Below are 24,161 nucleotides of genomic sequence, written 5' to 3' on the forward strand. Positions count from 1 at the left end.
CTACGTGCTCACCCCGTCGCGCGTCCCTCGTCAGCTCTGGCAGCCACACGCGCCCGCTGCGGCGCGCGCACGATCGCATCGGGGCCGCGCATCCTCGCAGAGCATGCGCGTCCCCTCGTCGTGATCGTCGTGCCCCGCGAGCTCGCAGATGCGCCCGCTCAGGTCGCACGCGTGCGCCGCGATCTCGCAGCGCGGAGCGCATGCTTCCTCGCGCTGCGCCGCGACGTTCGCCTCGCTCTCGAGGCGAACGACGCGCTCGTGCCACTGCCGCGCGAGCATCGCGTCGTCCTCGTGCTCGGTGGGGTCGGCGTGCGCAGACTCGAGGCCTCCGCCGCATCCCGCGATGCCGCTCGCCGCCGCCATCATCACCACGCACGCGATCCACGCCGCTCGCATGGCCGCGATGCTACAAGCGTCGCCGCGGCGCGCCCACTTCTCCGACTAGCGGTTGCGCAGCTTGCGCGCGATCGAGAACGCCATCTCGAGCGCCTGGCGATAGTTGAGCCGCGGGTCGCACGCCGTCGCGTAGTTCATCTCGAGGTCGCCCTCGGTGATGCCCGCCGCGCCGCCGACGCACTCGGTCACGTCCTCGCCCGTCAGCTCGAAGTGCACGCCGCCCATCACGGTGCCCGCGGCCGCGTGCGCATCCATCGTGATCTCGATCTCGCGCAGGATGTCGCCGAAGTCGCGGGTCTTGCGCCCGCTCGACGTCGTCTGCGTGTTGCCGTGCATCGGATCGCAGATCCACAGGACGCGACGTCCCGACGCCTTGATCGCCGAGAGCAGCCCCGGCAGCGCGTCCGCCGCGCGCCGCACGCCCATGCGCGTGATGAGCACGATCTTGCCGGGCTCGTCGTCGGGGCTGAGCATCTCGATCAGCCTCAGCACCTCGTCGGGCTTCGCGCTCGCGCTGATCTTCACGCCCACCGGGTTCGCGATGCCGCGGAAGAACTCGACGTGCGCGCCGTCGAGCTGACGCGTGCGCTCGCCGATCCACGGAAGGTGTGTCGTGAGGTCGTACCACTGATCGCGGCGCGGGACGGTGCGCGTCTGCGCCGACTCGTACTCGAGGTTCAAGCCCTCGTGGCTCGTGTAGAACTCGACGCGCGTGAGGTCGTCGATCGTCTTCTCGCCGAGCGCCTCCATGAAGCGCAGCGCCTCGGAGAGCTGACGGCTCGTGCGCTGGTACTCCTCGCGCAGCGTCCCGGGGAGCACCGCGTTCTCGAAGAACGCGAGGTCCCACTGCTCCGGGTGGTGGAGGTCCGCGAAGCCACCTTCGGTCAGCGAGCGCACGAAGTTCAGCGTGAGCGCGGCGTGCTGGTAGCCCGCGAGGAGCAGCTGCGGATCCGCCGCGCGCGCCTCGGGCGTGAACTCCGCGCGGTTCACGAGATCCCCGAAGTAGTTCGGCAGCTCGACCTCGCGTCCGTCCGCGAGCTTGCCGCGCTCGGTCGGCTGGCTGCGCGGCTTCGCGTACTGCCCCGCGATGCGCCCGATCCGGACCACCGGCTTCATCGAGCCGTGCACCAGCACCAGCGACATCTGCATCAGGATCTTCAGCTTCGCGCTGATCACGCGCGGTCGCGTGTCCGCGAGCGTCTCGGCGCAGTCGCCGCCCTGCAGGATGAAGCGGCGTCCCTCCTGCGCGTCGGCGAGGTGCTTCTTGAGGCGCTCGATCTCCCACGACGTCACGAGCGGCGGCATGTTGCGCAGCGTCTCGACCGCGGCCGCGAGCTTCGCCGGATCCGGGTAGTTGATGCCCTGCGCGACGGGGTGATCACGCCACGAGTCGGGGTGCCAACCCCGCGGGGTCGTGGAGATCGTCGGGGCGGTCGCGTCGCGCTTGCTGCCGGTCATGGGGCGGAGGTGTAGAGCCAAACACGCCTGTGCGCGAGCGCACAGGCTCGCCGCCGACCCGGCGCGGAGCTACATCCGCCTCCGACATGGTGCTTCCGCCGCAAGGGCCTCCGCCCGGAGGGCCCGCTCCGCGCCCGATCGGCGAGCCTTCGTTCGACGAGCCTCGCGCGCCGACGCCGCGCGCCACCGCCGACCGCGAGAAGCCGCGCGCCTCGGGCGAAGAGCGCCCCTTCGTCACGGTCGCGGTCGTCGTCGCGAACGTGCTCGTGATGGTCCTGATGATCGCGAGCGGCGTGGGCGCGATGGCGCCCACCGCGGAGTCGCTGCTCGGCTGGGGCGCGAACTTCGGTCCCTACACGCTGGGTGGTCAGTGGTGGCGCCTCGTCACCGCGTGCTTCGTGCACGCCGGGCTGCTCCACCTCGCGTTCAACATGTACGTGCTCTGGGATCTCGGGCGGCTCACCGAGCGCGTCTACGGCGCGCTCGGGTTCACGCTCGTCTATCTCGTCGCGGGCATCGGCGGCAGCCTCGCGAGCGTCACGATCAATCCGATGGGCGTGAGCGTCGGCGCGTCGGGCGCGGTGTTCGGCGTCGCGGGCGCGTTCCTCGCGTTCCTCGCGCGCAACCGCGGGCGCCTCGATCCGCACGTGTTCGCGCACCTGCGCCGCAGCCTCGTCACGTTCGTGCTCATCAACCTCGCGCTCGGCTTCACGGTGCCGGGGATCGACATGGCCGCGCACCTCGGCGGTCTCGCGATGGGCTTCCTCAGCGGCCTGCTCGCCTCGCCCACCGTCACGCGGCAGGGCCCGCAGCGCGCGTACTGGGCGTACCCGGTGGTCGGCGCGGTCGGCGTCGCGATGTGCGTGCTCGCGTGGCTCGGCATGCCGCTCGTGCGGTGATCACGGGCGCAGCGCGCGCGTGAGCTCCTGGACGACCACGCCGCGCATCCAGCGATGCCCCTCGTCCGCGTGGAAGCGCTCGTGCCAGAGCGCTGCGACGGGGATCGCGCCAATCGGGATCGGCACGTCGGTCACCACCAGATCCATCTCGCGCGCGACATCGACCACGAGCTCGCGCGGCACCGCGGCGAGCATGTCGGTCGACGCGACGACCCGCGGCACCAGCAGGAACCCCGGCACGACGAGCCCCACCCGCCGCTCGAGCCCGAGCCGCTCGATCGCGACGCCCACCGCGCTCGGCGACGCGCTGCCGGTGCGCACCACGACGTGCGGATACGCGAGCCACGCCTCGCGCGTGATCGTCCGACGCCGCAGGGCAGGGTGACCGCGTCGCGCGAGCACGCCCCAGCTCACCGTGCCGAGCGCGCGCTGCACGAGGCCCGTGCCCTCGCGCGGCGCCGGCGCGAGCGCGAGATCGACGCCGCCCGCGCCGAGCACCGTCGCGTCGTCGCCCGCGATCGGCGGTCGGAGCTCGAGCCCACAGCGCGGCGCCTCGCGCTGCATGCGCGCGACGATCGCGGGCACCTGCGGCGCGAGGAGATCCGGGCACGCGATGGTGAACGCGCGCTGCGACGTCGCAGGATCGAACGCGGGCTCGACCTGCAGCAGCCTCCGCACGTCGGCGAGGGTGCGCGCCAGCGCGGGTGCGAGCGCATCGGCGCGCGGGGTCGTGTGCATCGCGCGTCCCACGCGCACGAGCAGCGGGTCGCCGAGGAGATCGCGGAGTCGCGAGAGCGCGTGGCTCGTGCTCGGCTGGGTGAGCCCGAGCCGGCGCGCGGCGCGCGTCACGTTGCGCTCGGCGAGCAGCGCATCGAGCACGACGAGCAGGTTCAGATCGATCCCGGCGAGCTCCGGCGCGGCGGTGAGCATCGGGCGAGCATCTCGCATCCATCGACGCCGTGCATGGATGTCTGCGATCCATCGATGGGACGCATGGATGGTTTCCGGCATGATCGGCGCCATGCGCGTCTTCGTCACCGGAGCTTCGGGGTTCGTGGGTGGTCACCTGGTCGAGCACCTCGTGCGGAAGGGCCACGACGTGCGCGCGATGGCGCGCTCGGATCGCAGCGCCGAGCTGGTGCGTCGCTGCGGCGCGACGCCGGTCCGCTGCGATCTCGACGACGTCCGCGCCGAGCACCTCGCGGGCGAAGGCGCGGTGATCCACGCGGCCGCGCGCGCCGAGGAGTGGGGCACGAAGGAGGAGTCCGAGCGCGCGAACGTCGAGGGCACGACGCGGGTGCTCGAGGCTGCGCGGGCCGCGGGCGTGCGCCGCTTCGTGCACGTCGGCACCGAGGCGGCGATCTTCGCGGGTCGCGATCTGATCGACGTGGACGAGCGCGCGCCGTACCCGACGTCGAGCCCGTACCTCTACGGCATCACGAAGGCCGAGGCCGAGCGTCGCGTGCTCGCCGCGAGCGCGCCCGGCTTCGAGACGCTCTCGATCCGGCCGCGCCTCGTGTGGGGCCCGCGCGACACGAGCGTGCTCCCGGCGGTGCTGCGCATGGCCGAGACCGGTCGCTTCGCGTGGCTCGACGGAGGCCGCGTGCGCACGTCGGTCACGCACGTGCGCAACATCGCGCACGCCCTCGAGCTCGCGCTCACGAGAGGCCGCCCCGGGCAGGCGTACTTCATCGCCGACCACGAGCAGCACACGGTGCGCGACTTCCTCGCCCAGCTCGTCGATGCCGCGGCAGGCGTCGACCTCGGCACGCGCAACATGCCGTCGTCGATCGCGCGTCCGCTCGCGCGCGTCGTCGAGTCCATCTGGCGCGCGCTCCACCTCCGCAGCACGCCCCCGATGACGAGGTTCGCGATCGACATGATGTCGAGCACCGTCACGGTCAGCACGAAGAAGGCCCGCGAAGAGCTCGGCTACGCCCCGATCGTCACGTACCAGGAGGGCCTCGCAGAGCTCCGCGCCGAGCGCACGACGCGACGCCCGACGACGTCGACGGCGAGCGTGCCTGCCTCTTAGGAGAGCAGGAATCACCGACGCGCGTCGAACGTCCCCGAGAACCCGCGCCCCACGAGCGTCCCGTCCCAGCGCCCAGGGCTCAACGTGTTCGGCCCCGAGATCGTCGCGTTCCCACGCAGCGTGATCGCATCCGCGCCGATCCGCGCGTTCACCACCGCGTCGATCGCCGCGTCCACGCCCGCCGACACGATCCCGGTGCACACGTTGTCCACCGTGGTGCCGACGTTCGGATAGTCGATCGCTTCCTCCGCCGCCTGCGCGAGCCCATCGCAGAACCCAGCCGCGACCTCGGTCAGCGCCTCGCGCAGCGTCGTCCAGCGACGACCACTGCCTTCGTACACGAGCGCATCGAGCAGCCACGCCACGATCGATCCGATGCTCACGTTGATCGTGTGGCGCTCGATGTTGAACTCGCCGCACACCGCGCTCGCGTTGAACTCGCTCGGGCTGAAGCGCCAGTCGCGCACCATCAGCGGATCACCGACGATCGGCATCGCGCGGTACATGAACGTCACGCGGTTCCACGTGTGCGTGCCGCGATAGCTGTCCGCCACCGCGCCCGCGCGCAGCGTCATCGTCTCGTCGATCACCCACGTGTCGAGCACGACGTTCAGATCCGCGATCGCGCGGAACACGTCGCGCGACCACGGCGGCAGGTACTCGGCGATGAAGGGCTGCGCGAGACGGCAGATCTCCATGTCGACCCAGTCGGGCAGCCCGCTCCAGTCGATGCACGTCCCGTCGGTCCCGAGGAAGCGGAAGATGTCCTCCACGTCCGCGATCCACGCGGGCACCGCCTCACCGATGTTGAGCGTCGACGTCATCATCCACGTTCCCGACAGATCCGGGTTCGCGATGTCGCAGACCGTTCGCGGCCGACAGCGCCCGGCTTCGCAGAGATCCTCGGGCGGACACATGTCGTCGGCGAAGCACGCGCCACCGCCCGGCCCCGGCACGCAGAGCCCGTCGGTGCACTCGAGCCCGATCGGACAGTCGGTCGTGAACGCGCAGTGGCACACGCCGTCCTCGCCGCACGTCAGCGGAGGCGGGCACATCATCGACGCATCACACGGGATCGGGATGCGCGGATCGTGCGTGCACCGCCCCGCGATGCAGAGCTCGTCCTCGCCGCACTCGGGATCGAATTCGCAGAACGCGCCCGAGTCCGAAGGCTGCACGCACACGCCCATGCGGCACTCGCCGGGCGCATCGCACGGACGACAGTCGGTGCCGTCGCCGGGGGGCGGACGATCGGGATCGGGCACGCAGCGCGGGATGCCTCCGACCGCCGCGCACAAGAAGCCGCTCGGACACTCGTCGAAGCCCTCGCCGCACTCGGGCTCGAGCGGTCCTGCGTCGAGCCCCGGCTGCACGGTGCCGCCGTCGGGATCGCGGGTGCGACCGCCGCCGCCGTCGGAGCATCCGATCACGAGCAGAGATGGAATCGAGAGCGCGAGGACCAAGCACGAGCGAAGCGTCGACGACGTCATGACGCGCGCGATCCTATCACCGCGCGGAGCCATTCCTCCGACCCGACGTGCGCGCGCGAACGTCATCGCACGCGAGCACGTACAATCACCTCACACGTGCTTGACACCGTGAGGGCAGGGCGCTACCAAACGCCTCCCTTTCGACGGGGCTGACAAGCAGCGAAGCAGGCACGTAGCTCAGTGGTAGAGCACTACCTTGACACGGTAGGGGTCGGCAGTTCAATCCTGCCCGTGCCTAGTGCAGCGAGCTCCAGCGGCATCTCCGATGCCCGTCGCTCGCGCGGTTTCGGTTGAGTCTCGGCAAGCGATAGCGACCTCTCGGTCGCAGCGCGACGAGACCTGCGACGAGCTTCCCACCTCGCGCATCTCGCGCTGCTGCGCACCGGCAAGCAGGAGATGACGACGATGGGAACGACGACTGCTCGCGCCGTGCTCGAGGCGCAGAACGCGCTGCGCCCCGACGTGATCGCGGCGCGCGCGACGATCGATGGGCGCGAGAAGATCGTCGACCTCCTCACGCCGCTGCCCGAGGGCACGCCGATCAAGCCGATCGCGCTCGATCACCCCGACGCGCTCTGGGTGATCCGCCACTCGTCGTCGCACGTGATGGCCGACGCGGTGCAGCGGCTCTTCCCGGGCACCAAGGTCGCGTTCGGCCCCGCGACCGAGAACGGCTTCTACTACGACTACGATCGCCCCGGCGGCTCGTTCACCGAGGACGATCTCCGCGCCATCGAGACGAAGATGGCGGAGATCATCGCCGAGGATCGTCCCTTCGTGCGCGAAGAGGTGACGGTCGATCAGGCGCGCGACATCCTCTCTCGCCTCGGCGAGACCTACAAGCTCGAGCACCTCGAGCGCCTCGCCGCGATGGGCGAGCAGATCTCGATCTACCGCCACGGCGACTGGGTCGATCTCTGCGAGGGCCCGCACGTCCCGAGCACGAAGTTCCTCAAGGCGTTCCAGCTCACGACCGTCGCGGGCGCGTACTGGCGCGGCGACGAGCGGAACCCGATGCTCCAGCGCATCTACGGCACCGCCTTCGCGAACGAGAAGGCGCTGCGCGCGTATCTCAAGCAGCTCGAGGAAGCGAAGAAGCGCGACCACCGCAAGCTCGGCAAGGAGCTCGAGCTCGTCGGCTTCCACCCCTGGGCGCCCGCGTCGCCGTTCTTCATGCCGCGCGGCGCGATGATCTACACGAAGCTCGTCGACTACGTGCGCGACCTCTACGTGCGCTTCGGCTACGACGAGGTCGTCACCCCGCAGATCTTCGATCGCGAGCTCTTCCTGACGTCGGGCCACCTGCCCGCGTACTCCGAGAACATGTTCCTCGCCGCGACGCGCGAGAACATCGAGGACGTCGTCGAGCACCTCAGCAAGGAAGAGCTCGGCAGCAAGCCGGACATCGAGAAGGCGCTCGAGGAGAAGATCCGCTTCGGCATCAAGCCGATGAACTGCCCCGGGCACTGCCTGCTCTACGGGATGCAGCGCCGCAGCTACCGCGAGCTCCCGATGCGCGTCGCGGACTTCGGTCGCCTGCACCGCTTCGAGCGCAGCGGCGTCACCCAGGGTCTCACGCGCGTCCGCACGTTCTGCCAGGACGACGCCCACATCTTCTGCACGCTCGACCAGGCGCAGGGCGAGATCGAGTCGTTCATCGATCTCGTGTACGCGGTCTACCAGGACTTCGGCTTCGCCGAGGTGCGCGTGGTGATCGCGACGCGCCCCGACGAGCGACTCGGCTCGGACGAGGTCTGGGATCGCGCCGAGAAGGCGCTGATCGCCGGCGTGCAGGCGAAGAAGCTCGACTACTCGATCGCCGAGGGTGAAGGCGCGTTCTACGGCCCCAAGATCGAGTTCCACTTGAAGGACGCGATCGGACGCAGCTGGCAGCTCGGGACGATGCAGGTCGACTTCAACCTGCCCGAGCGCTTCGACCTCACCTACGTCGGCGAGGACAACACGCAGCATCGCCCCGTGATGCTGCACCGCGCGATCCTCGGCTCGATCGAGCGCTTCATGGGCGTGCTGATCGAGCACGTCTCGGGGGCGTTCCCGACGTGGCTCGCCCCCGAGCAGATCGCGCTGCTCACGGTCAGCGAGAAGTTCGAGCCCTACGCGCGCGAAGTGCAGCAGCTCCTCCAGCGCGAGGGTTTCCGCGTGAAGATCGATCTCTCGAGCGACAAGCTCGGCGCGAAGATCCGCAACGCGCGCCTGATGCGCATCCCCTTCCTCGGCGTGATCGGCGAGAAGGAAGTCGAGGGTCGCGGCCTCGCGATCCGCTCGCGCGACGAGGACAAGGATCTCGGGTTCGTCGCGCTCGATCAGGTGATCGCGCGTCTCCGTCACGAGTCGCGTCCGCCCTCGCTCCGCCCCGCGTCGGTCGGGGAGTGACGCAGCACTCGAGCAGCCGTTCTGGACTGTGGGGCGGGGGCTTGTGATGAGCCCTCGCACGCTCCATCATCGCCGTTCGTTCATGGAAGGGCAGAGGCCCTTCCCACAGGAGGATTGAGTCATCCGACCCCGCTTCGATCCGCGCGCGCAGCGCGCCGCCTTCTCCGGCCCTCGTACGAACCACCGAATTCGCGTCCCCGAAGTCCGTGTCATCGGCGCCGAGGGCGAGATGCTCGGTGTCCTTCCGACCCACGAGGCGCTCCGTCTCGCGAAGGAGAAGGAGCTCGACCTCGTCGAGGTCAACCCGAAGGGCATGCCGCCGGTCTGTAAGATCATGGACTTCGGCAAGTTCAAGTACGAGGAGAAGAAGAAGGAGAACGAGGCCAAGAAGCGGCAGATCCAGGTGGAGCTCAAGGAAGTGAAGCTCCGCCCGAAGACGGATGATCACGACATGGACGTGAAGACCCGTCACGTCCGCCGCTTCCTGGAAGAAGGCAACAAGGTGAAGGTCACGTGCCGCTTCCGCGGTCGCGAGATCACGCACCCCGAGACGGCCGAGCGTCAGCTCATCGAGATCATCGAGAAGACGCGCGACATCGGCGTCATCGAGCAGACCCCCCGCATGGAGGGCAAGACGATGACGATCCTGATCGCGCCGAAGCCCGAGATCCGTGCGCGCGTCGCGGCCCAGGCCGCGCAGGCCGCGAAGAAGGCCGCCGAGCGGCCGCCGGCGAAGGCCGTCGCGAACGGCCAGAAGGGCGCGAACGGCGCGTCCACCGCTCCCGTCGACGACGACGACCTCGATGACGACGAGGATGACGACGACGACGACGACGACGACGACGCAGACGACGACGAGTGACGGGGACGAGGATGCGCATCGGCATCCTCGGCGCCGGCACGATCGGCGCCTACCTGGGCGGGCGGCTCGCGGCGGCGGGGCACGACGTCGTGCTCGTCGGCAGGCCGCGCGTGCTCGACTGCATCGCGAAGGACGGCCTCGTCCTCGAGGATCTCGACGGCTCGCGACGTGAAGCGCTCCCCCGGTGCGCGAGCGACTCCGCGGCCCTGCGCGACTGCGAGGTCGTGCTGATCACGACGAAGGTGGCGGACCTCGAGCAGGCCGCCGCGTCGATCCTGCGGCACGCCTCGATCGCGATCGGCCTGCAGAACGGCGTCGAAGCACCGCGCATCCTGCGGCAGGTGCTCGGCGCGCCGCGTGCGCGGGCCGGCATCGTGTCGTGGAACGCGGTGTGGCGCGACGAGCGCACGCTGCGTCGCTCGACGAGCGGGCCGGTGGTGATCGAGCAGCGCGGCGAGGACGCGATCGTGCTGCGCGTGATCGCGGCGCTGGACCGCGCGGGCCTTCCCGCGAAGGGCGCCGACCCGATCGAGCCGGTGCTCTGGAGCAAGCTGCTCTTCAATCTGAACAACGCGGTGAACGCGATCAGCGGCGTGTCGCTCGCCGACGAGCTCGCGCAGCGCGGATGGCGCCGCGTGGTCTCGGCGTGCCAGCGCGAGGGGCTCGATGCGCTGCGCCAGGCGGGCATCTCCCCGGTCCGACTGGGCGCTACGATGGACCCTCGCTTCGCGTCGCGGATGCTGCTCGTGCCCGACGTGGTGTTCCGCGCGCTCGCAGGTCGCGTCGTGAAGATCGACGCGGCGGCGCGCAGCTCGATGGCGGACGATCTCGCGCGGGGCCGCAAGACCGAGGTCGCGTACCTGCAGGGCGCGATCGTCGCGCTCGGTGAGAAGGTCGGCGTGCCCACGCCGGTGAACCGTCGCGTGGTGGACGCGATCCACCGCATGGAGCGCGGCGAGCCCGCAGGCGTGACGGCCGAGCAGCTGCTCGCGAGCTGACCGACGCCTCAGTCGAGGTGCTCGAGATCGCCGGTGAGTGACACCCACGCGTGCCGGCGCGAGATCGAGACGCGGACGGGATCTCCATCGCACGTGAGCGAGAGCCGTCCGCAGCTGCGCGAAGCACGACGTGTCATCCGCACGAGGACACCGGTCCGACCCGCGGACTTCGGACGTGACCAGCGCGCGCTGATGGCACAAGGCGTGGCGCCAACGCTTGACTGCGTAGGTCCACGCTCGTACACCTCCGCTCCCCCGCGTAGGCCCGCGTGCGCGCTGGGCCTCACGCCGCAGAGAAAGTCAGGGAATCGCAGTCATGCCGAAGATGAAGACCCACAGCGGGACGAAGAAGCGCATGTGGTTGACCGGATCCGGTCACGTGCGCCGCGGCACCGCCGGCCTCAGCCACATGATGCGTGGCAAGAGCGCGAACCGCCTCCGCCGTCTCCGCAAGAACAGCCTCATCTCCCCCACCCACGAGAAGATGGTCAAGCGCCTCCTCCCCTACGGGCGGGCCTGATCGCACTCGTCGACTGAAGAAGAAAGAACGGGAGAAGAGCAATGCCGCGCGCGAAGAGGGGCTTCAAGGCCCGCCGTCGTCGTAACCGCATCTTCAAGCACGCCAAGGGCTTCTACGGCGCCCGTGGCCGCATCTTCGGCGACGCCGTCGAGCAGGTGCGCAATGCCTGGCAGGACGCGTTCCGCGCTCGTCGCGCGAAGAAGCGCGACTTCCGCCGCCTGTGGATCGTCCGCATCAACGCGGGCGCTCGCACCCACGGCCTCAGCTACTCGCGCCTCGTGTCGTCGCTGAAGAAGGCGAACATCGCGCTCGACCGCAAGATCCTCGCGGATCTCGCGCTGCGCGATCCGGGCGCGTTCAAGGCGGTGGTCGACGCCGCGCGCTGATTCCTCCTCGAGAGCCCCATGAGCGACGCGGTCCAGAAGTTCGAAGACGGTCTGGCCCGCGTCGCTGCGGGCTTCGAGACCACCTTCGCCCAGTGCCCCGACGAGAGCTCGCTGCGCGCCGCCGCGGCGAAGCTGATCGGCGGCAGCGGCGAGGTGACGCAGCTCCTGAAGCTGATGCCGCAGCTCCCCGGCGATCGCCGCAAGGAGCTCGGACAGCGCGCGAACGCGCTGAAGAACGCGGTGCAGTCCGCGTTCGACGCGCGCCTCGAGGGGCTCGCGCGCGCGGCGCGCCAGGCGGATCTCGAAGCGCCGCCGATCGATCCGAGCCTGCCCGGTCGGGGCCTCTCGCGCGGTGCGCTGCACCCGATCACGCGCACGATCGACGCGCTGCTCGACGTGTTCTCGTCGATCGGCTTCGAGGTCACCGACGCGCCCGAGATCGAGCTCGCGGACTTCAACTTCACGCGGCTCGGCTTCCCGCCCGACCACCCTGCGACCGACATGCAGGACAGCTTCTTCGTCGCAGGCGGAGAGCTGGGCGCGCGCGGTGTCACGCGCTTCGAGGACCAGGTGCTGCTTCGCACGCACACCTCGAACGCGCAGGTCCACGAGATGTCGCGCCGCCGGACGATCCCGATCGCGTGCATCTCGGCGGGCAAGGTGTTCCGCCGCGACGACGACGCGACGCACTCCCCGATGTTCCACCAGATCGAGGGGTTCTGGGTCGATCGCGGGATCTCGTTCGCGCACCTCAAGGGCGTGCTCACGACGTTCGTGAAGCGGATGTTCGGCGAGCAGGTGCCGGTGCGCTTCCGCCCGAGCTACTTCCCGTTCGTCGAGCCCGGTGGCGAGCTCGACGTGGGCTGCACGATCTGCCGCCCCTACGACGAGCCGGGCAGTGACGCACAGCGCGCGCGCACTGCGACGTGCCGCGTCTGCAAGAGCACCGGATGGCTGGAGGTGCTGGGCTGCGGGATGATCCATCCCGTCGTCTTCGAGCACTGCGGCTGGGACCCGAAGGAGGTCACCGGCTTCGCGTTCGGCATGGGCATCGATCGCATCGCGATGCTCCGCCACAACGTCGGCGACATCCGCCTCCTCTACGAGAACGACATCCGCTTCCTCAGCCAGCTCTGAGGCCGCGGCCGAGGGATCGATGAAGGCTTCGTACCAGTGGCTGCGCGAGCTCTCGGGCGTCGACGCGAGCCCGAGCGAGATGGCCGAGCGGCTCACCCGCGCGGGCGTCGAGGTCGAGGGGCTCACCGCGTTCGGCGAGGGGCTCGATCGCGTGGTGATCGCGGAGGTGCGCGGGAAGCGCCCCCATCCGTCGCGCGACAAGCTCACGCTCGTCCGCGTCTGGAACGGCAAGGAAGAGCGCGAGGTCGTCTGCGGCGCGCCCAACGTGCCCGACGCGGGCGCGAAGGTGCTGCTCGCCGAGGTCGGCGCGCGGCTGCCGAACGGGATGGAGATCGCGGCGCGCGAGGTCGCGGGCGTGAGCTCCTCCGGGATGCTCTGCAGCGAGGTCGAGCTCGGGATCGGCGCCGACGCGGAGGGGATCGTCGTGCTCGAGCGCGCGAGCTCGGGCCGCGTGGGCGCCGCGGTCGCCGATGCGCTGAGCCTGCGCGATCAGGTCTTCGAGATCTCGCTGACGCCGAACCGCGCCGACTGCCTCGGCCACGTCGGGCTCGCGCGCGAGATCGCGATGCTCTTCGAGCAGCCCTTCGTGCTGCGCGCGCCTCCGGCGCCCCAGCGGCTGCTCTCGGTCGATTCGGCCGATACGCGCGGGCCGGTCGTGACCGTGCTCGATCCCTCGCGCCAGCACCCGGGCGAGACGCTGAGCCTGGTGCAGCCCGCGCAGGGCGCGCCGATCAACGTGCCGATCGCGATCCGCGATGCCGATCGCTGCTCGCGCTACCTCGGGCTCGTGCTGCAGCACGTGCAGGTGCGTCCGGCGCCGTTCTGGATGCGCTACCGCCTCCACGTGCTCGGTCAGCGCTCGATCGACGCCGTGGTCGACGTGACGAACTGGGTGCTGCTCGAGACCGGACACCCGATCCACGCGTTCGATCTCGACGCGCTGCGCGGTCCCGCGATCGTCGTGCGCACCGCGCGTGACGGCGAGCGCTTCACCACGCTCGACGGAATCGAGCGCGAGCTCTCGACCGACGATCTCGTGATCGCGGACGCCGAGGTGCCGGTCGCGCTCGCGGGCGTGATGGGCGGCGCGGCGAGCGGCGTGCGCGCGACGACGCGCAACGTGCTGCTCGAAGTCGCGCACTTCGATCCCCGCTCGGTGCGCCGCACCAGCCGCCGTCACGGGCTGCACACCGAGGCGAGCCATCGCTTCGAGCGCGGCGTCGATCCCAACGGGCTCGAGCACGTGCTGCGGCGCGCGGCGCAGCTGCTCGGGACCGTGGCCGAGGCCGCGAGCGCGCCGAGCGCGAGCGATGCGCACGCACGCCGGATCGCGCCGGTCGCGATCGCGCTCCGCCCCGGGCACGTCGAGTCGCTGCTCGGCGGGCCGGTGCCCGCGAGCGAGGTGCGTCGTGTGCTCGAGGGCGTGGGCTGCGAGATCGCGCCCGCCGAAGAGGGCGGCTGGCGCGTGACCGCGCCGACGCATCGTCCCGATCTCGGACGCCCCGAGGACCTCATCGAAGAGGTCGCGCGCGTCCGCGGCTACGATCACATCCCGAGCGCGCTCGCCTCGATGGCGCCCAGCGCGGACGCCGGCGATCGTCGCTACGCGATCGTGCGTGCGCTGCGCGAGGGTGCCGCCGCGGCAGGGCTCTTCGAGGCCGTGAACTTCGCGTTCTGCTCGCGTCGCGATCTCGAGATGGCGAAGGCACCGCTCGACGTGGTCGCGCTGAGCAACCCGCTCTCCGAGGAGCGCTCGGTGATGCGCACCTCGATGCTTCCGGGCCTGCTCTCGGACGTCGTGCGCGCGCAGCGGCACCAGGCCCCGCGCGCGACGCTGTTCGAGGTCGGTCGCACGTACCATCCCGCGGCGTCGACGCCGCGTCGCGTCGTCGAGCGTCCGGTGCTCGCGCTCACGCTGAGCGGCCCGCGCGAGCTCTGGGTCGGCGACGAGAGCCCGTTCGACTTCTGGGATGGCAAGGGCGCGGTGCTCGCGATCCTGCGCTCGGTGGGCCTGGTGGCGGAGACCGTGCGCGACGAGTCGATCGCGGAGCACGCGCCGTGGCTGCACCCGCGCCGCAGCGCGCGCGTGGTCGTGGGGGCCCGATCGGTCGGTGTCCTCGGCGAGGTGCATCCCGACGTGGTCGAGGCCTTCGAGGCGACCGGGCGTCCGATCTTCGGCGTGCTCGACCTCGACGCGATCGTCGCGCTCGTGAAGGCCGCGGGGCCGCCCCGCGCGCGCCCGCTGCCGCGTTTCCCGGCGGTGGTGCGCGACCTCGCGGTCGTGGTGCCCGAGGCGACGACCGCGGCGGACGTCGTCGACGCGATCACGCAGGCCGCGCCGCTCGCCGAGCGCGCCGAGCTCTTCGACGTCTACCGCGGCAAGCCGGTGCCCGAAGGCCGGAAGAGCCTCGCGTTCCGGATCGCCTATCGCGATCCCGACGCGACGCTCACCGACGCGCGCGTCGAGCAGGTCCACGCCGCGGTGGTGCAGGCGATCGCCGACCGCTTCGGCGGCGCGCTGCGCGCCTGAGCAGCGCACTGATCCCGCGGACAGCCGCCGGCGCGGGGATCCAGGCGTGTGCGCGCGCCAACGATTCCTGAATTCGACTGTGAATCCAGAGCCCTTGAATTCGACTCCATGCCGTGGTTGCATCGCATACCCGGCATCGAGGGGGCTCTGATGACCAAGGCCGAGATCATCGACAGCGTCTACGAGCGGGTCGGAGGCTTCTCGAAGAAGGAAGCCGCCGAGGTCGTCGAAGCGGTGTTCGAGGAGATGAAGGAAGTCCTCGCCCAGGGCGAGAAGATCAAGATCTCCGGCTTCGGCAACTTCGTCGTCCGAGCGAAGAAGCAGCGCGTGGGCCGGAACCCGCAGACCGGCGAGCCGATCCCGATCAGCGCCCGCCGCGTGCTCACGTTCAAGCCGAGCCAGGTCCTCAAGGCGACGCTGAACCCGCACAAGTCGAGCGGCTCCGGGACGTTCGTCGCGCCGACCGCCAACACCGGCGCGAGCTCGTCGGGCACCTGATCCGGCTGGGCACCTGATTCGGCTCCGGCCCCTCCGTTGACGCGGTCGGGCCGGCCGGGTACCAGAGCGTCCCCCGAGAGCGATGGCGCGACCCACACTGCTGCCGGACAAGCTCTTCTTCCGCATCGGCGAGGTCTCGGAGCTCGTCGGCGTGCGGCCCCACGTGCTGCGCTACTGGGAAGAGGAGTTCGGCATCCTCAAGCCGATGAAGACACGCGGCGCGCACCGCCAGTACCGGCGCCGCGACGTCGAGCTCGCGCTCGTCATCAAGAAGCTGCTGCACGAGGACGGCTTCACGGTCGCGGGCGCGCGCAAGAAGCTACGGGAGCTCGGGCACCTGGAGGCGGTCGCGATCGGGCGCCAGGCGGCGGAGGCGAGCACGCGCGCGCTCGAGCTGCGCGCCGAGCTGCTCGCGGTGCGCGCGGACCTCACGTCGCTGCTCGCGCGGATCGACGCGTCGTCGCGCGAGGAGAGCGCGGTGCGCGAGCGTGCGAAGCCGAGCACGAGCGAGGTGCAGGCGAGCGAGGTCGTGGTGCGGATCGAGACGAGCGCGCGCAGCGAGCGCTGATCGTGCTTGCGGGTTTTCCGTTTGCGGCTAACCTCCGCCCTCCGACTCACCGGCGGGGCGTGGCGCAGCCTGGTTAGCGCACCAGACTGGGGGTCTGGGGGTCGTGGGTTCGAATCCCGCCGCCCCGAGTCGAAGTCGGAGTCAGAGGCCGCGGAGCAGATGCTCTGCGGCCTTCGTCTTTCCGTCCCCCCGACTCGCTGGTGACGGATCCTCGAGGGGGACGTCCAAGTCCGAGGTGGGGCCGCGCGCATCGCGGCTCGAAGGAGCTTGGACTTGCTTCGACCTTGTTTGTTGCTCGTATCGCTGCTCGCGCTCGCGGGCTGCGACGGATCTTCCGCGACCACCACCGACGAGGACGCCTCGACACCGCGCGCCGATGCCGGCAGCGACGCGGCGACACCCGGCACCGACTCCGGCGTTCCTCGCGATGCCGCGCCCGACGCACCCGCGTCGCAGCCCGCGATCGTCGCGACCACCCTCGGCACGCTCGAGACCGACGCGATCACCGCGCTCCCTTACGGCACCCGCGGCGCCGCGCTGCTCGACGCGCTCACGCTCTCGACCGGCGCGTCGGCATCCCTCGAGGACGCAGAGGGAGGTGCGCTCGATCCCACGTCGTTCCTCGACGACGACGCGCGTGTGATCGTCACCGCGGGCGACGACGAGCGCGCGTACCCGATCGAGATGGAGACGCTCGAGAACACGACCGTGCTCGTCGTCCCCGGCGAGACCACGCCGCGCCGGCTCGACACGCGCTACTTCGTCAACGGCGGCGCCGAGTGGATCGTCCTCGATCGCGACTCGGACACGCACTTCTGCATGCCGAGCGACATTGCCTCGGGCACCTACGGCCCGGCTGACGGCGAGGCGACGTTCGTGTGTCTCGAGGTGATGGGCCTCGACGGGCTCGGCATGCTCGGGGCCGCGACGAACGACGACGACTTCACCGTGGAGCTCGAGGTGAGCGCGACCGCGATCCGCGGCCACTTCCACGGCGAGCTCGCGGCGCGCGGGGAAGGCGAGCCGGTCGAGATCGTCGGCTGGATGGGCTCGGATCGCGTCGACAGCGGCGGCTGGTGACGAGCGCGGCGCGCGGCGCTGGTGGCCGCGCGCCGCCTCGCTTTTTCGGCGGCATCGCGGCGCGGGCTGACGCAGACTCGCCCCCGAGATGAGCTCCGTGCGCCCGCTGATCCTGCAGTCGAACGACGACGGCGTGTACGCCCCCGGCCTGCGCCTCCTGCGCCAGGCGCTGCTCGAGATCGCCGACGTCATCACCGTCGCGCCGCTCTTCGAGCAGAGCGCGAACAGCCACTCGCTCACCCTCGCGCGCCCGCTGCGTCATCGCGAAGTCGACGGCCTGCACGCGATCGACGGCACGCCCGCGGACTGCATCTACGTCGCGCTCTTCGAGCAGCGATTCCTGCCGCGCTGGCCCGACCTCGTCGTGAGCGGGATCAACCACGGCTACAACCTCGGCACCGACACGTTCTACTCGGGCACCGTCGCCGCGGCGCGCGAGGGTGCGCTGCGCGGTGTGCCCGCGATCGCGTTCTCGCAAGGGCAGGGCGGCTCGATGGAGACGTCGGCGAAGGCGGCGGCCGAGCTGGCGCGTCGCTTCCTCGCCTCGCCGCGCGATCCCAAGGGCCCGACGCCGCTGCTCAACGTGAACTTCCCGGCGGGGCGCAACGAGCACGCGGGCGTGCGCGCGACGTGCCTCGGCCGGCGCCTCTACGACGACGTCGTCGTCATGCGCCACGATCCGCGCGGCCACGAGTACTTCTGGATCGGCGGCCCCAACGCGCGCCACGAAGAGGTCGCGGGCTCGGACACCGAGGCCGTCGACGCCGGCTTCGTCTCGGTGACGCCGCTGCGCCTCGATGCGACGCTCCCCGATCACTTCGGCCTCGCCGCGTTCATCGCGGGCGAGGGCGAGCTCCCGCCCACGGAGGAACGCTGATGGATCCCCGCGTCGACCTGATCCGCTCGCGCATCCGCGACGTCGCCGACTTCCCGAAGCCCGGGATCCTCTTCCGCGACATCACGCCGCTGCTCTCGGACGGCATCGCGTTCCGCACCGCGATCGATCTGCTCGCGGAGCAGGCGCGCCCACTCGCGCCCGAGGTGATCGTCGGCATCGAGTCGCGCGGCTTCCTCTTCGGCGCGCCGCTCGCGACCGCGCTCGGCATCGGCTTCGTCCCGGTGCGCAAGCCGGGCAAGCTCCCGCACGCGACGACGCGCGAGGAGTACGATCTCGAGTACGGCACCGACGCGGTCGAGATGCACACCGACGCGCTCTCGCACGGCACGCGCGTGCTCGTCGTCGACGACGTGATCGCGACCGGCGGCACCGCGCGCGCGACGTGCAAGCTCGTGAAGCGCCTCGGCGGCGAGCTCGTGGGCGCGGCGTTCCTGATCGAGCTCACGTTCCTCGACGGCGGCGCGAAGCTCGCGCCGATCCCGACGATCGCGCTCTTGCGCTACTAGTCGCCGAGCCCGCCGACGATCGGATCCACGCCCTCGACGCCGCTGCCGAGGTACATCGAGCCCGCGGTGAGATCGACGTGGTAGTGGTTGCGGTGCGCGTCGTTGTAGTTGGGCGTCAGCACGATCTGGAAGATGCGCTCCGACCACAGCGCGCACGCGATCTCCTTGAGCACGCGGTCGGGCTCGGACGACGACACCATCGGACAGGTGTCGGCGCGGCGCGTGATCACGAAGTCGTCCTCGGTGCTGTACGTCGCGTCGGAGTCGGCGAGGCCGAACGCGTGGAGATCGATCGCGCGCGCGTACGCGTGCTGGCTCGGCGTGCACGTGCCGCTGTCGGGATCGCCGCCGCCGATGCAGCGATAGTTGTAGATGCCGAGGTGGATCACCTCGTCGATCCCGTAGGTCGAGATCAGCTCCGACAAGCGCACGAGGCGCGGCGCGAGCTCGCAGTCCATCGACATCGCGGTCGGCATCGACTGCGACGCGGATCGATAACGGACGCCCGCGATCTCCGGCTGCACGCGCACCGGATCGGCGACGCCGCGCAGTGACGCGATGGGCTCCCACTCGAGCCCGAGCGCATCGAGCATCGCGTGGCAGCTCTCGTCGGCGGGCGCGGCGATCTCGATCGTGATCTCGTCGCGCACCAGCTCCGCACCGCTCGCATCACGACCGCTCGCGGTGAGCAGCCGCGCGCCGTCGGCGGCGAACGACGCGAACGCGCTGAGCATCGGTGGGCGCAGGGTCGCGAGCTCGGTGCTCCCGTCGGCGATCAGCACTACGTGATCGACGCCCTCGGCGCGCACCACGAGCTCGACGCGCGCGACCCACGACTCGTCCTCGATCGTGTCGCGCACGATGCGCGCGCCGTCCGCCGGCGACTCGAACGCCACGAGCGGCGTGACCGGCGCGGCGTCGATCGCTGGGTCCGCGTCGAGCGGGATCGATGCGTCGGCGATGCCGCCGTCGCGCGACGGCTCGTCACCCGAGACCTCACCGCCGCACCCACTCAGCAGCGCACAGAGCGCCGCGACCCCCACCATCCCGCGCATGGCCCGGACCTCTCGGCACGCCCCACTCGCCCACGAAATCGAGGCTCGAGCGTACCACGCGGTCCAGACATCGATCGTCGGGTGTCCGCGACGGCCCGCGGCGATCTCGAGCCGGTCCTCGCCCGTCGGCGACGCCACCGGTCGATTCTGAAATCGATCGTCGGGTGTCCGCGACGCCACCGGTCGATCTCGAAATCGATCGTCGGGTGCCAGCGACGCCACCGATCGATCTCGAAATCGATCGTCGGGTGTCAGCGACCCCGGAGGTCGATTTTGAAATCGATCGTTGGGTGTCAGCGACCCCGAAGTCGATTCTAAAATCGATCGTTGGGTGTCAGCGACCCCATTTGTCGAATTCGAGCGGCCGCGTGTCCCGTCCACGCCTCGCGCGGCCTACGAAGCTCGGAGGACGACGATGACCGAGCCCACGACGCTCCGCGCCCGCTTCGCCGCTCGCGCCCACGACCTGCTGCGCATCTTCGCGCCGACCGCTGCCGTCACGCTTGCGGCAGGGCTCGCGTGCGCCGCGTGCTGCGCGTTGCCGCTCCTGTTCGCCGGTTCCGCCGCTGCCGGCGTGCTCGCGATCATCGAGCCGCACGTCGCGTGGGTCGGTCTGCTCGCCGTGGGCGTGGTGATCGCTGCGCGCGCTCGCGGTCGCGAGGACGCATCGTGCGCGACCTCGTGTCCGGTCGACCGCTCGTGTGGCTGCACGCTCTCGGACGGTGCGCTCGAGGCGCGGATGGACGAGCTGCGCGCGCTCTTCGACGACGAGCTGGTGCGGGTCGAGCGTCGCAGCGCGGGGGAGCTCGTGTGGCGCTTCCGTGGTGGCCACGAGCGCGTCGCGGCGCTCGCGGCACGCGAGCGCGAGTGCTGTGCGTTCCTCGACATGCACGTCGCTGCGATCGACGGCGAGGTGCACTGGATCCTGCGTGGCTCCGCGCCCGCGCTCGACGTGTTCGAGTCGCTGCCGTCGGGTGATCGTGACGCGGCCGTGCGCGCGCTCCGGAGGGCGAGCGCCGGGTGACACGCGAAGAGCGAGCGACGATCCACGCGCTGACCGTGCGCTTCGCGGACGGCGATCGGGCGGCATTCGATCCGCTCTTCGCCGCGCTGTGGCCGGTCGTGCGCGCCTACGTCGCGCGCTCGTTGCCCGCGGCCGACGCCGAGGACGTGGCCCAGGAGGCGATCGTGAAGGTGTTCGCGCGCATCGCCGACTTCGACGTCACGCGCGACGCGGCGGCGTGGGCCCTCACGATCGCGAGCTTCGAGGTGATGACGTCGCGACGGCGCGCGATGCGACGTCGCGAGACCGCGGCCGAGCTCGACGGGCTCGAGGCCTCGATGCGCTCGCCCGAGGATCTCACCGGTGCGCGCGAGATGCTCGCGCACCTCGAGGCGTTCCTCGGCGCGATGTCGGATCGCGATCGCGCGGCGATCCACGCCGAGCTCGAGGGCGAGCAGGCGGTCGGCGAGGGCGCGCGCAAGCGCCGGTGGCGCGCGTTCGATCGCCTGCGGCGGATGTGGAGGGCGAGCCATGAGTGAGCGATCCGATCTCGCGCGGCGAGCACGCCGTGCGGCCGAGCTCGGCTTCGTGCGCGGCGCGCTGCGTGTGCTCCCCGCCGCGGCGGCGTTCGTCGTGGTGCTCGCGATCGTCGCGCCCGAGCGCGCGCTCTCGAGCGGGATCGCGGCGCTCGTGGTGCTCGGCGTCGTGGTGCTGCGCGCGTGGCGCCGCGCGCTCGGGGAGGGCGCGACCGAAGGGCTCGTCGTCGGGATGCCGGTCGCGCTCGCGGGTGTGCTCACGCGCGCGTGCATGCCCGGCGACTGGTCGTGCGGCGCGGTGTGCATCGTGGTCGGCGTGGTCTCGGCGATCGCGCTCGGGCTCTCGCGCCCGCACGAGCCGCGCACCTTCACGACGCGCGCGGTGACCGCGCTCACGGCGGCATCGACGGCCCTCGCGGGGTGCGTCGGGCTCGGCGTCGGGATGGCGCTCGCGGCATCGCTCGCGACGGCGGTCGCGTGGTCGGGCGTCGTCGCGCTGCGGCGCGTGCGTGTGTGAGCGCGCTCGCGTCACCAGCTGCGCACGAAGGTCGCTCGAACGCTCCCGATAGGATTCGAACCTATGACCTCTCGCTTAGGAAGCGATTGCTCTATCCAGCTGAGCTACGGGAGCAGGAGAGAGACGCGGAGATAGCACGATCCGCTGGCTCTGCCGACCGTCGTCCACGTGACTCAGTCATTGACTGCGCTCTCGCGCGCGGCTACGTCGCGGGCGGCGCGGGGGAAGCGCGCCTTTCTGCTGAAGAGGAGAACCGGATCATGCTCGAGATCACCGGCATCGTCGCTCGCGAGATCCTCGATTCGCGCGGCAACCCGACGCTCGAGGTCGAGGTGGAGATCGAAGAGGGCGTGGTCGGCCGCGCCGCGGTCCCCTCGGGCGCGTCGACCGGCGAGCACGAGGCGATCGAGCTGCGCGACGGAGATGCGTCGCGCTACCTCGGCAAGGGCGTGCGCAAGGCCGTCGAGAACGTGATGGAGCGGATCGCGCCCGAGGTGCTCGGCCGCGACGCGCTCGATCAGCACGGCATCGATCAGCGCATGCTCGATCTCGACGGGACCCCCAACAAGGGAAAGCTCGGCGCGAACGCGATCCTCGGCGTGTCGATGGCGGTCGCGCGCGCGGCGAGCGATGCGCTCGGCCTGCCGCTCTTCCGCTACCTCGGTGGCGCGCAGGCGTGCGTGCTCCCGGTGCCGCTGATGAACATCATCAACGGCGGCGCGCACGCGGACAACGGGCTCGAGATCCAGGAGTTCATGATCGTCCCGCACGGCGCGACGACGTTCCGTGACGCGCTGCGCTCGGGCGCCGAGGTGTTCCACCACCTCAAGTCGATCCTGAAGAAGCAGGGCCTCGCGACGAGCGTCGGCGACGAGGGCGGCTTCGCGCCGCGCCTGCCGAACAACGAGGGCGCGCTGGCCGTGATCCTCGAGGCGATCGCGAAGGCGGGCTACACGGCGGGCAAGGACATCTCGCTCGCGCTCGACTGCGCGGCGAGCGAGTTCTTCGACGGCAAGAAGCGCACGTACACCTTCGACAAGAAGGAGATCGACGGCAAGCAGCTCGTCGACACGTACGCGCAGCTCGCGAGCAAGTACCCGATCGTGTCGATCGAGGACGGCTGCGCCGAAGACGACTGGGACACCTGGAAGCTGCTCACCGACAAGCTCGGCAAGAGCGTGCAGCTCGTCGGCGACGATCTCTTCGTGACCAACGTGACGCGCCTGCAGCGCGGCATCGATCAGGGCATTGCGAACGCGATCCTGATCAAGGTGAACCAGATCGGCACCGTGACCGAGACGCTCGACGCGATGCGCCTCGGCGCGCAGCACGGCTACTCGTCGATCGTGTCGCACCGCTCGGGCGAGACCGAGGACACGTTCATCGCCGACCTCGCGGTCGCGACGGGCGCGGGGCAGATCAAGACGGGCTCGGCGTCGCGCTCGGACCGCATCGCGAAGTACAACCAGCTCCTGCGCATCGAGGAGATGCTCGGCAGCGGCGCGAAGTTCGCGGGGCGGAGCACGCTGCGCGCGAAGTGAGCTCGTGAGGCGGGGGGCTGCGCGCCCCCCGTCGCTCCGCGAGCGCGCGCGTGATCCGAAGCCGGCCGCGAGCACGAGCAAGGGGGCGTAGGGGCCCCCGCGCAGCGCCGCCGAAGGCGGCGGCCGGGGCTCGAAAGGGGGCGGAGCCCCCTTGGGAAATCAGCGCACCGACTGACGCGAGCGGATCAGATCGAGCACCGGGTCGATCCCCTCGCGCCGGTCGAGCGGGGTCGCGGGGATCGATCGCGCGATCATCGCCCTCAGCACCGCGCCGCCGTACGGCAGATCGGCGCCCCAGATCGCGCGCACGGTCGTCGCCGGCAGCTTCTCGAGGAAGAGCGCCAATCGCTCGGGCTCGATCGGCGCGAAGTCCGCGCTGTCGACGAGCACCATCTGCGGCGCGGCGACGCGGAGCTGCTCGTCCATGCGCTCGATGCTGGGTGCCGGGACCGGGATGACGCGCGCCGCGCCGAGCGCGGCCTGCAGCTTCGACGCGAACGCGTGGCCCGCGGACACGACGATCACGATCACCGGGCGCGAGTCGACGAAGACCTCGCGCGTCACGTCGGCGCCGCGGGGCACCGCGCCCGGTCCGCTCGGAGTGACCGCGCCGATCATCGCGAGCACGTCGTCGATCACCGGATGCGCGTCCGCGCCCATGCGGCGCGCGAGCGCGCCGCGCAGCGGGCCTTGCACGAACTCGCTCGCCGCGGCCCCGCCTTGGGCGAGGTCTCCGCCGACCGCCTCGAGCGCTTCGAAGATCGCGCTGGAGACCATCGATGGCGCGACCAGGGCTTCGAGCGACTCGCGGATGATCCGGAGCTCGGGACGCTCGGGCTTCATCTGTCCGTTCA

The 24,161-nt window shown here is 70.8% G+C and carries 24 protein-coding genes and 3 tRNA genes; 20 read left to right on the top strand and 7 right to left on the bottom strand.

All coding sequences use genetic code 11. The annotated features are described in order from the left end of the window. Positions 1 to 30: 30 nt before the first annotated feature. Both I5071_RS09075 and I5071_RS09080 read right to left on the bottom strand, forming a co-directional pair. The gene (locus tag I5071_RS09075; protein WP_236605019.1) at positions 31 to 396 is read right to left on the bottom strand and encodes a hypothetical protein; all 366 of its coding nucleotides are present in this window, start codon (positions 394 to 396) and stop codon (positions 31 to 33) included. A 45-nt stretch (positions 397 to 441) separates the two neighbouring features. Further along, positions 442 to 1,854 carry a 3-deoxy-7-phosphoheptulonate synthase class II gene (locus tag I5071_RS09080; RefSeq protein WP_236605020.1) on the bottom strand — a complete coding sequence of 471 codons (1,413 nt, stop codon included), beginning with the start codon at positions 1,852 to 1,854 and terminating at the stop codon, positions 442 to 444. Between the two features lie 86 nt (positions 1,855 to 1,940). Here I5071_RS09080 and I5071_RS09085 point away from each other — a divergent pair, with 86 nt between their 5' ends. Next, a complete protein-coding gene (locus tag I5071_RS09085) occupies positions 1,941 to 2,753 on the top strand; it encodes a rhomboid family intramembrane serine protease (protein ID WP_236605021.1) in 813 nt (270 codons plus the stop codon). Here the strand turns inward: I5071_RS09085 and I5071_RS09090 are convergent, their stop codons facing one another. Then, a complete protein-coding gene (locus tag I5071_RS09090) occupies positions 2,754 to 3,683 on the bottom strand; it encodes a LysR family transcriptional regulator (protein WP_236605022.1) in 930 nt (309 codons plus the stop codon). Positions 3,684 to 3,774: 91 nt separating this feature from the next. Between I5071_RS09090 and I5071_RS09095 the strand changes: the two genes are divergently transcribed. Continuing rightward, a complete protein-coding gene (locus tag I5071_RS09095; RefSeq protein ID WP_236605023.1) occupies positions 3,775 to 4,788 on the top strand; it encodes an NAD-dependent epimerase/dehydratase family protein in 1,014 nt (337 codons plus the stop codon). Positions 4,789 to 4,799: 11 nt separating this feature from the next. Here the strand turns inward: I5071_RS09095 and I5071_RS09100 are convergent, their stop codons facing one another. Then, a complete protein-coding gene (locus I5071_RS09100; protein ID WP_236605024.1) occupies positions 4,800 to 6,278 on the bottom strand; it encodes a hypothetical protein in 1,479 nt (492 codons plus the stop codon). 166 nt (positions 6,279 to 6,444) lie between these two features. Here I5071_RS09100 and I5071_RS09105 point away from each other — a divergent pair. The 14 genes from I5071_RS09105 to I5071_RS09170 all read left to right on the top strand — a co-directional run bounded on the left by I5071_RS09105 (position 6,445) and on the right by I5071_RS09170 (position 18,655). Next, positions 6,445 to 6,516 (top strand) — tRNA-Val (locus tag I5071_RS09105). A gap of 167 nt (positions 6,517 to 6,683) precedes the next feature. Further along, positions 6,684 to 8,672, top strand: a complete 1,989-nt coding sequence (gene thrS / locus I5071_RS09110; RefSeq protein WP_236605025.1) for a threonine--tRNA ligase — start codon at positions 6,684 to 6,686, stop codon at positions 8,670 to 8,672. A 229-nt stretch (positions 8,673 to 8,901) separates the two neighbouring features. Further along, entirely contained in the window at positions 8,902 to 9,534 is a 633-nt protein-coding gene (gene infC, locus I5071_RS09115) for a translation initiation factor IF-3 (protein WP_236605026.1), read from the top strand. Next, entirely contained in the window at positions 9,531 to 10,532 is a 1,002-nt protein-coding gene (locus tag I5071_RS09120) for a 2-dehydropantoate 2-reductase (protein ID WP_236605027.1), read from the top strand. Before infC ends, I5071_RS09120 begins: the two co-directional genes overlap by 4 nt. 316 nt (positions 10,533 to 10,848) lie before the next feature. Beyond that, positions 10,849 to 11,052: a 50S ribosomal protein L35 gene (gene rpmI, locus I5071_RS09125; RefSeq protein ID WP_053234711.1), complete on the top strand. Its 204-nt coding sequence runs from the start codon at positions 10,849 to 10,851 to the stop codon at positions 11,050 to 11,052. A gap of 41 nt (positions 11,053 to 11,093) precedes the next feature. Next, complete coding sequence (rplT, locus tag I5071_RS09130) at positions 11,094 to 11,438, top strand: 50S ribosomal protein L20 (RefSeq protein WP_053234710.1); 345 nt, start codon at positions 11,094 to 11,096, stop codon at positions 11,436 to 11,438. Positions 11,439 to 11,456: 18 nt separating this feature from the next. Beyond that, entirely contained in the window at positions 11,457 to 12,575 is a 1,119-nt protein-coding gene (gene pheS, locus I5071_RS09135; RefSeq protein ID WP_236605028.1) for a phenylalanine--tRNA ligase subunit alpha, read from the top strand. Between the two features lie 19 nt (positions 12,576 to 12,594). Continuing rightward, positions 12,595 to 15,105 (top strand): phenylalanine--tRNA ligase subunit beta, encoded by a 2,511-nt coding sequence (gene pheT, locus I5071_RS09140; RefSeq protein WP_236605029.1) that lies wholly within the window; start codon positions 12,595 to 12,597, stop codon positions 15,103 to 15,105. Positions 15,106 to 15,255: 150 nt separating this feature from the next. Then, a complete protein-coding gene (locus I5071_RS09145) occupies positions 15,256 to 15,603 on the top strand; it encodes an integration host factor subunit alpha (RefSeq protein WP_053234707.1) in 348 nt (115 codons plus the stop codon). A gap of 82 nt (positions 15,604 to 15,685) precedes the next feature. Next, a complete protein-coding gene (locus I5071_RS09150) occupies positions 15,686 to 16,171 on the top strand; it encodes a MerR family transcriptional regulator (RefSeq protein ID WP_236605030.1) in 486 nt (161 codons plus the stop codon). Between the two features lie 53 nt (positions 16,172 to 16,224). Further along, positions 16,225 to 16,299 (top strand) — tRNA-Pro (locus I5071_RS09155). A 145-nt stretch (positions 16,300 to 16,444) separates the two neighbouring features. Beyond that, positions 16,445 to 17,251 carry a hypothetical protein gene (locus tag I5071_RS09160; protein ID WP_236605031.1) on the top strand — a complete coding sequence of 269 codons (807 nt, stop codon included), beginning with the start codon at positions 16,445 to 16,447 and terminating at the stop codon, positions 17,249 to 17,251. Positions 17,252 to 17,339: 88 nt separating this feature from the next. Continuing rightward, positions 17,340 to 18,128: a 5'/3'-nucleotidase SurE gene (gene surE / locus I5071_RS09165; RefSeq protein ID WP_236605032.1), complete on the top strand. Its 789-nt coding sequence runs from the start codon at positions 17,340 to 17,342 to the stop codon at positions 18,126 to 18,128. Continuing rightward, positions 18,128 to 18,655 carry an adenine phosphoribosyltransferase gene (locus I5071_RS09170; protein WP_236605033.1) on the top strand — a complete coding sequence of 176 codons (528 nt, stop codon included), beginning with the start codon at positions 18,128 to 18,130 and terminating at the stop codon, positions 18,653 to 18,655. The genes surE and I5071_RS09170 overlap by 1 nt, the downstream gene beginning before the upstream one ends. Here the strand turns inward: I5071_RS09170 and I5071_RS09175 are convergent. Beyond that, positions 18,652 to 19,710 carry an extensin family protein gene (locus I5071_RS09175; RefSeq protein ID WP_236605034.1) on the bottom strand — a complete coding sequence of 353 codons (1,059 nt, stop codon included), beginning with the start codon at positions 19,708 to 19,710 and terminating at the stop codon, positions 18,652 to 18,654. The two genes, I5071_RS09170 and I5071_RS09175, sit on opposite strands and share 4 nt — an antisense overlap. Positions 19,711 to 20,125: 415 nt before the next feature. On the opposite strand from I5071_RS09175, the gene I5071_RS09180 reads away from it, so the two are divergent. Genes I5071_RS09180 through I5071_RS09190 form a run of 3 tightly spaced genes read left to right on the top strand, consistent with a single transcriptional unit; the run spans position 20,126 to position 21,766 of the window. After that, positions 20,126 to 20,734 (top strand): hypothetical protein, encoded by a 609-nt coding sequence (locus I5071_RS09180; protein ID WP_236605035.1) that lies wholly within the window; start codon positions 20,126 to 20,128, stop codon positions 20,732 to 20,734. Next, entirely contained in the window at positions 20,731 to 21,252 is a 522-nt protein-coding gene (locus I5071_RS09185) for an RNA polymerase sigma factor (RefSeq protein ID WP_236605036.1), read from the top strand. The genes I5071_RS09180 and I5071_RS09185 overlap by 4 nt, the downstream gene beginning before the upstream one ends. Next, complete coding sequence (locus tag I5071_RS09190; protein WP_236605037.1) at positions 21,245 to 21,766, top strand: hypothetical protein; 522 nt, start codon at positions 21,245 to 21,247, stop codon at positions 21,764 to 21,766. Before I5071_RS09185 ends, I5071_RS09190 begins: the two co-directional genes overlap by 8 nt. A gap of 40 nt (positions 21,767 to 21,806) precedes the next feature. Here the strand turns inward: I5071_RS09190 and I5071_RS09195 are convergent. Continuing rightward, positions 21,807 to 21,880: transfer RNA gene (locus I5071_RS09195), tRNA-Arg, on the bottom strand. A gap of 146 nt (positions 21,881 to 22,026) precedes the next feature. Here I5071_RS09195 and eno point away from each other — a divergent pair. Further along, a complete protein-coding gene (eno, locus tag I5071_RS09200) occupies positions 22,027 to 23,307 on the top strand; it encodes a phosphopyruvate hydratase (RefSeq protein ID WP_236605038.1) in 1,281 nt (426 codons plus the stop codon). A 159-nt stretch (positions 23,308 to 23,466) separates the two neighbouring features. On the opposite strand, the gene I5071_RS09205 is transcribed toward eno, so the two are convergent. Then, on the bottom strand, positions 23,467 to 24,150 hold the full coding sequence (locus I5071_RS09205) for a hypothetical protein (RefSeq protein ID WP_236605039.1): 684 nt from the start codon (positions 24,148 to 24,150) through the stop codon (positions 23,467 to 23,469). Positions 24,151 to 24,161 lie beyond the last annotated feature (11 nt).

This window comes from Sandaracinus amylolyticus, assembly GCF_021631985.1.
In the GTDB taxonomy this organism is placed as follows: Bacteria; Myxococcota_A; Polyangia; order Polyangiales; family Sandaracinaceae; genus Sandaracinus; species Sandaracinus amylolyticus_A.